Origin of the sequence: Aliiglaciecola sp. 3_MG-2023, assembly GCF_030548205.1 — a bacterium.
Lineage (GTDB): Bacteria > Pseudomonadota > Gammaproteobacteria > Enterobacterales > Alteromonadaceae > Aliiglaciecola.
Map to the genome: position 1 here is coordinate 1 of NZ_JAUORV010000035.1, position 4,806 is coordinate 4,806.

General features: G+C 47.6%; 2 protein-coding genes and 1 pseudogene. All 3 read left to right on the plus strand.

From position 1 onward, the window contains the following. Positions 1-196, plus strand: a pseudogene (locus Q4574_RS21355) (hypothetical protein); the annotation flags it as partial. Next, entirely contained in the window at positions 189-3,347 is a 3,159-nt protein-coding gene (locus Q4574_RS21360; protein ID WP_303477700.1) for an efflux RND transporter permease subunit, read from the plus strand. The pseudogene Q4574_RS21355 and the gene Q4574_RS21360, both read left to right, overlap by 8 nt. 385 nt (positions 3,348-3,732) lie before the next feature. Next, complete coding sequence (locus Q4574_RS21365) at positions 3,733-4,464, plus strand: MauE/DoxX family redox-associated membrane protein (RefSeq protein ID WP_303477702.1); 732 nt, start codon at positions 3,733-3,735, stop codon at positions 4,462-4,464. The last annotated feature ends 342 nt before the right edge of the window (positions 4,465-4,806 follow it).

Genomic DNA, 4,806 nt, shown 5'->3' on the forward strand with positions numbered 1-4,806 from the left:
CAATATGGATCACAGCAACATGGACAGCCATGATATGTCGGACATGGATAAACAGGACAGCCATGCTAATCACGAGAAGGTGGACCACAGCAACATGGATCACGGCAACATGGACAGTCATGATATGTCGAGCATGGATAAGCAGGACAGCCATGCTAACCACGCTGAAAAGCATCAGGGGATGCAGCATGATTGAGAAGCTAATTCATTGGTCCATTCACAATCGATTTTTTGTGTTGTTATGCACTGCAATGATGATTGGGGTGGGTGTCTATAGTGTGAAAAATACGCCTGTAGATGCCATTCCCGATTTGTCTGATGTACAGGTTATCATCAAAACCAGTTATCCAGGACAGTCACCTCAGGTGGTCGAAGACCAAGTCACTTATCCCATCACCACGGCCATGCTGTCGGTCCCTGGGGCGCAAACCGTGCGCGGTTTCTCATTTTTTGGTGATTCTTATGTGTATGTGATTTTTGACGACAAAACTGATCTTTATTGGGCTCGCAGTCGGGTTCTTGAATATCTATCGCAGGTTTCTTCGCGCCTTCCTGATTCCGCGAAGCCGCAGCTGGGGCCTGATGCCACTGGTGTGGGCTGGGTGTTTATGTATGCCCTGACAGATAAAAGCGGTCAGCACGACATTAGCCAGTTGCGTTCGTTACAGGATTGGTTTTTGAAATTTGAGCTGCAAACTGTGCCAGGTATTGCTGAAATTGCCACTATTGGCGGCATGGTAAAACAGTATCAGGTGAATATTGACCCCGACAAGTTGCGTGCTTACAACATTCCCCTTAGTCATATTCAAAACGCCATTCGCCAAGGCAATCAAGAGGTGGGGGCGTCGGTGATTGAAATGGCCGAAGCCGAATATATGGTGACAGCCACTGGTTACTTAACTGGCATTGCCGATTTAGAATCGATTCCCCTTGGATTAAACGATAAAGGCACTGCGCTGCAATTGCGCGATGTAGCTGATATTCGATTAGGACCACAAATGCGCCGGGGGATTGCCGAGCTAAATGGCCAAGGTGAAGTTGTTGGGGGCGTGGCCGTGATGCGCTTTGGTGAAAATGCACAAAAAACCATTCATTCCCTCAAGGCTAAATTGGCCGCTCTGCAATCTAGCTTACCCGATGGGGTAGAGGTGGTGACGGTTTACGATAGGTCGGAGCTGATCAACCGAGCGGTGGATAATTTATGGAGTAAGTTGGCTCAAGAGCTGATTATTGTGGCTCTGGTGTGTGCGATTTTCTTATTTCATCTGCGCTCTGCCATTGTGGCGGTAGTGAGTTTGCCGATGGGGATTTTGATTGCATTTGCCGTGATGTATTGGCAGGGAATTAATGCCAATATCATGTCGTTAGGGGGAATAGCCATTGCCATTGGGGCCATGACCGACGGTGCAATTGTAATGATTGAAAATCTGCATAAGCACATGGAAAAAACCCCATTAACTGAGCAAAATCGTTGGCAAATAGTGGCTAAAGCGGCGTCAGAGGTGGGGCCACCACTATTTTTTAGTTTGTTGATCATCACCGTGAGCTTTTTGCCGGTGTTTATTTTAGAAGCTCAAGAAGGCCGGATGTTTGCGCCGTTGGCCTATACAAAAACCTACGCCATGGCCGCTTCAGCTGGTTTGGCGGTAACCTTAATTCCGGTGTTAATGGGGTATTTGGTGCGCGGCAAAGTAATCAGTGAAGCTAAAAATCCATTGAATCGGTTGTTGATTGCGGTTTACACCCCTGTACTTAAATTAGTCCTGCTGTTCCCTAAACTGACTTTGCTTGGGGCGTTTGTGTTGGCAGTTGTTGGTTTTTATCCACTGAGCAAAATAGGGACTGAATTTATTCCCCCTTTTGATGAAGGGGATTTGATGTATATGCCTACCACGTACGCGGGTTTATCTATTGGTAAAGCCCGCGAGATATTGCAACAAACCGATAAATTAATTGCCACCATTCCCGAGGTGAAAAGCGTGTTTGGAAAAATCGGCCGAGCTGAGACAGCCACAGATCCAGCGCCGCTCACCATGATCGAAACTGTCATTCAATTAAAACCCCAATCCCAATGGCGAGAGGGGTTGAGTATTGATGATTTGCGCCAGGAACTTGATCAGGTAGTGCAGTTGCCGGGCTTAACCAATGCTTGGGTAATGCCGATTCAAACCCGAATTGATATGTTGGCAACGGGAATTAAAACCCCCGTGGGTATTAAGGTAGCAGGGCCAGATATCAAAGTCATTCAGCGTATTGGTCAGGATATCGAAAGAATCCTTTCTACCATGGACGGCACGGCTTCGGTTTATGCTGAGCGTGTGGCTGGTGGACGTTACATCAAGGTGGATATCAATCGCGAAAAATCAGCCCGTTATGGTCTTAATATCAGTGATGTACAACAAGTGGTAGCTACTGCTATCGGTGGAATGAATATTACCCAAACTGTTGAGGGCTTGGAACGTTATCCGGTGAATGTGCGTTACCCACAATCTTACCGCGATTCGCCAGAAGCCTTGCAATTGCTACCCATAGTGACACCCAATGGCCAACGAATTGCGCTGGCTGATGTCGCCCAAGTGTATATCGAAGAAGGTCCGCCGGGGATTAAGAGTGAGAATGCGCGGATCAACGGTTGGACCTACATTGATATTGAGAATATTGATGTGGGCAGCTATGTGGAAAACGCCAAGGTACGCTTAGCAGAAAATTTGGATTTACCTACAGGTTACAGTCTGCAATGGGCAGGACAGTATGAATATATGCAGCGTGCTACTCAAAAGCTCAGTTATGTTGTGCCATTAACGCTGGCAATTATTGTGCTTCTGCTATACATGAACTTTCGAAATGTTGTGGAAGTCATCATCATCATGGGCACCTTACCGCTGGCGTTAATTGGTGGAATTTGGTTGCTTTACCTTGAAGGCTTTAATTTATCAGTGGCTGTTGGTGTCGGCTTTATCGCTTTGGCCGGCGTGGCCGTGGAAATAGGGGTGATCATGTTGGTTTATCTGAACCAGGCTTTTCAGGTTTTACTGGACAGGCATGAAAACGCTAACGTGGACAGGCATGTTAATGAACCCTCGACTGGTGCGGTGCCTGTTACCAAAAGTGCGTTAATTGAAGCCATTTTAGACGGCGCTGGAAAACGAGTAAGACCAGTGATTATGACGGTTGCAACAGTGATGATTGGATTGTTGCCCGTCATGTATGGCACAGGTACAGGTTCCGAGGTAATGAGCCGTATCGCAGCACCCATGGTAGGTGGCATGGCAAGTGCATTGATCTTGTCATTGTTGGTCGTGCCCGTGGTGTTCTATTTATGGCGAAAACAGCAATTAAAGCTGTAGCATGGCCTTCAGGCCATGGATTTCTAGGGTTTACGCAGGATCTGTAGCATGGCCTTTAGGCCATGGGAGGCCGTGATTTTTTCTCGGGGCTAAAGCCACCGACTACAGGGTGTATTCAGGCCATGGGAGGCCATGGATTTATCGAGTTTACACGGGATCTGTAGCATGGCCTTTAGGCCATGGAACGCGGGCCATGGGTTTGGTAACCCGCGGGGCTAAAGCCGCCGACTACAGGTTTGGCTTTTATCGCGCCTGTAGCATGGTCTTTAGGCCATGGGATTGTCGGGTTTACGCGGAATTTGTAGCATGGCCTTTAGGCCATGGGTTTGGCAACCCGCGGGGCTAAAGCCACCGCCTACAGGCACTATGGTATATTGGAGGTATTATGAAAAAAATGGCAAAACTATATCGAATGGAAACCTCGCAACATATTTGCCCTTTTGGTTTGAAATCGAAAGATTTGTTGCAAAGAAAAGGTTTCAAGGTGGACGATCATAAATTGACATCCCGTCAGGAGACCGACGAATTCAAAAATGTCCACGATGTAAAAACCACACCTCAAACCTTTATTGATGGCGAAAGGATCGGTGGATACGACGATTTAAGGGCATTCTTCGGCATGTCTAAACCCGGTCAACAGGGTAAAACTTACACACCTGTGATTGCAATTTTTGCAGTGGCAGCGCTTTTAGCCATAGCAATGGCTTATTCTTCGGGTTTGAGTATTGTTTCGATTCAAACAGTAATGATGTTCGTAGCCTTTTCAATGGCCATTCTGGCGGTACAGAAGCTCCGTGATTTATATAGCTTCTCAAATTCGTTCATCACCTATGATTTATTGGCCATGCGGGTGGTGCCCTACGCCTATGTGTATCCATTTTTAGAGGCCTATGTTGGGGTGGGAATGATTGCTAGCCTGCCGCCAATAATTATCGCGCCAATATCTTTGTTCATTGGTGGAATTGGTGCGGTTTCTGTTTACAAAGCCGTTTACATCGACAAGCGAGATCTTAAATGTGCCTGCGTCGGCGGCAAAAGTGATGTGCCATTGGGTGTCGTATCTCTAACTGAAAACCTATTTATGATCGCCGCCGGATTATGGATGTTATTGCTGTAGCATGGCCTTTAGGCCATGGGAGGCCATGGGAGACCGTGATTTTTCCTCGGGGCTAAAGCCGCCGACTACAGGTTTGGCTTTTATCGCGCCTGTAGCATGGTCTTTAGGCCATGGGGCATTTCCTCGGGGCTAAAGCCGCCGACTACAGGTTAGGCTTTTATCGCGCCTGTAGCATGGTCTTTAGGCCATGGGAGACCGTGATTTTTTCTCGGGGCTAAAGCCACCGACTACAGGTTTTGTAGCATGGTCTTTAGGCCATGGGAGGCCGTGATTTTTCCTCGGGGCTAAAGCCGCCGACTACAGGTTTGGCTTTTATCGCGCCTGTAGCATGGTCTTTAGGCC